We start from the raw sequence: 2,540 nt of genomic DNA, 5'->3' as shown, positions 1-2,540 counted from the left end.
TGGTATAAAAAATCCAATTTTTGAAACTGTTCTATCTGATTATCAGATAGGTTAGGAAAATACTTTAGAATCTCATCCATCTTAAAAATTTTTAACAAAAGTACTGCTTTTCGCTTAGAAATATTTAACTCAATATTGTATGTTGAAAATTTATATTGGTTACCTTTGCAAATATTCAAAAAATTATATGAACAATACCGCACCTACATTTGCAAAACAAGACAATTTAAAGTTTTTCAGAACTCTTAATTCTCGTGTTAACAGCTATTTCAAAGAAAATAATATCGAAAAAACTGGAAACTGGAAGATCCATTTGAAAACTGTAATTCTTTTTACTGTCTTCCTTGTTCCCTATTTTTTGATACTTACCTTAGACATGCCTTTTTGGGCACATCTTCTACTAACCATTGTTATGGGAATTGGAATGGCCGGAATCGGAATGAACGTAATGCACGATGCCAACCACGGATCTTATTCAACCAAAAGTTGGGTTAATAAATTCATGGGAGGAACCATATACGTTTTAGCCGGAAACGTACACAACTGGCAAGTACAACACAACGTTTTACATCACACTTACACGAACATCATAGGTCACGACGAAGACTTGGAAGCAGGAAGAATTATGCGTTTTTCAAAAGAAGCAGAATGGCATAAATTCCATAAATTCCAACAATATTACGCTGTATTTTTATATGGTTTATTGACTTTCAACTGGGCCATCACAACTGACTTTAAACAAATGCGTAATTACCTAAAAAGAAAATTATCTTATGGTGAACCAAAAAGTCCAAAAGTGCTTTGGACAACATTAATCATAACAAAAGTAATTTACATAGCTATTTGGATTGTTTTACCAATTGTTATCGGAATCACTTGGTGGAAAGTTTTGGTTGGATTTTTTATCATGCACTACACTGCTGGATTAATCTTAAGCATTGTATTCCAATTGGCGCACGTAGTTGATGAAGCTGCTAATCCACAACCAAACGAATCAGGCGAGATGGAAAACACTTGGGCTATTCACCAATTGTTCACCACAGTAAATTTTGCACCAAAAAACAAAATTGTAAACTGGTACACTGGAGGATTAAACCACCAAATTGAGCACCATATTTTTCCACACATTAGCCATGTTCACTACGGTAAAATTGCAAAAATAGTTAAAGAAACAGCAAAAGAGTGCCAATTACCATATTACGAATACAAGACAATGACAGCCGCTGTTGTTGCACATTTCAAACATTTAAGAACATTGGGACTAGAGCCCGCACTATAATAATTATCTAAAAAAGAATAAACCAAAAAATTACAATTTAATGAGCAATCCACTTTCAGACAGAATTAACAATTTAGCTACATCACAAACATTAGCGATGGCTGCATTGGCTAGAGAATTAAAAGCACAAGGAAAAGACATTATCAGTTTAAGTTTAGGTGAGCCTGACTTCAATACACCAGATTTCATCAAAGAAGCTGCAAAACGTGCTATCGACGAAAACTACAGCACATATTCTCCAGTAGAAGGTTACGCAGAATTGAAAGAAGCAATTTGTAGAAAATTCAAAAGAGACAATAATTTAGATTACAAACCATCACAAATTGTGGTTTCAACAGGAGCCAAACAATCTTTATATAACATTGCACAAGTAATGCTTAACGACGGTGACGAGGTAATTTTACCAGCACCATATTGGGTAAGTTATTTCGAAATTGTAAAATTATCAGGAGGAGTTCCTGTAGAAGTTCCAACTTCTGTAGAAACAGATTTCAAAATCACTCCAGAACAACTAGAAGCAGCAATCACACCGAAAACAAAAATGATGTGGTTCAGTTCTCCTTGTAACCCAAGTGGATCAGTTTACAACAGAGAAGAATTGACTGCTCTTGCAAAAGTTTTAGAAAAATACCCACACGTATATGTAGTTGCCGACGAAATTTATGAGCATATCAATTTCTCAGGAACTTTCTGCAGCATCGCTTCTATTCCGGGAATGTTAGAAAAAACCATAACTGTAAATGGAGTTGCCAAAGCATTTGCTATGACAGGCTGGAGAATTGGATACATTGGAGCACCAGAATTCATTGCTAAAGCTTGTATCAAAATTCAAGGACAAGTAACCAGTGGTGCCAACAGTATTGCACAACGTGCAACTATTACTGCTGTAGATGCTGACCCATCTGTTTTGAAACACATGGTTGACGCTTTCCAAAGCCGTAGAGATTTAGTGGTTGGATTATTGAAAGAGATTCCAGGTGTAAAAATCAACGTTCCAGAAGGAGCATTCTATGTATTCCCAGACGTTTCTTCTTTCTTCGGAAAAACATTAAAAGGAACATTAATCAAAGATGCGAATGATTTCTCAATGTATCTTTTGGCCGAAGCTTGTGTAGCGACTGTAACAGGTGACGCTTTTGGAAACCCAAATTGCATCCGTTTCTCTTACGCAACCAGCGAAGAATTATTAAAAGAAGCTTTACGCAGAATCAAAGAAGCGGTTTCGCTTACTGAAGTTCTGGCATAAATAGAATTTATTTCA

At 35.5% G+C, this 2,540-nt stretch carries 2 protein-coding genes and 1 pseudogene; 2 read left to right on the top strand and 1 reads right to left on the bottom strand.

The genetic code is table 11. The annotated features are described in order from the left end of the window. A pseudogene (locus VFS71_RS14350) lies at positions 1 to 80 on the bottom strand (16S rRNA (guanine(527)-N(7))-methyltransferase RsmG); the annotation flags it as partial. A 107-nt stretch (positions 81 to 187) separates the two neighbouring features. Here VFS71_RS14350 and VFS71_RS14345 point away from each other — a divergent pair. After that, the gene (locus tag VFS71_RS14345) at positions 188 to 1,279 is read left to right on the top strand and encodes an acyl-CoA desaturase (protein ID WP_326402078.1); all 1,092 of its coding nucleotides are present in this window, start codon (positions 188 to 190) and stop codon (positions 1,277 to 1,279) included. A gap of 40 nt (positions 1,280 to 1,319) precedes the next feature. After that, positions 1,320 to 2,525: a pyridoxal phosphate-dependent aminotransferase gene (locus VFS71_RS14340; protein WP_116796110.1), complete on the top strand. Its 1,206-nt coding sequence runs from the start codon at positions 1,320 to 1,322 to the stop codon at positions 2,523 to 2,525. The last annotated feature ends 15 nt before the right edge of the window (positions 2,526 to 2,540 follow it).

Source organism: Flavobacterium sp. (genome assembly GCF_035760125.1).
Taxonomy (GTDB): domain Bacteria; phylum Bacteroidota; class Bacteroidia; order Flavobacteriales; family Flavobacteriaceae; genus Flavobacterium.
This window is presented reverse-complemented; position numbering and strand designations above follow the sequence as displayed.

What these genes read in the sequence shown, in the direction of transcription:
- VFS71_RS14340 (WP_116796110.1), top strand. Translation starts at nt 1,320, where the DNA reads ATGAGCAATCCACTTTCAGACAGAATTAACAATTTAGCTACATCACAA.
- VFS71_RS14345 (WP_326402078.1), top strand. Translation starts at nt 188, where the DNA reads ATGAACAATACCGCACCTACATTTGCAAAACAAGACAATTTAAAGTTT.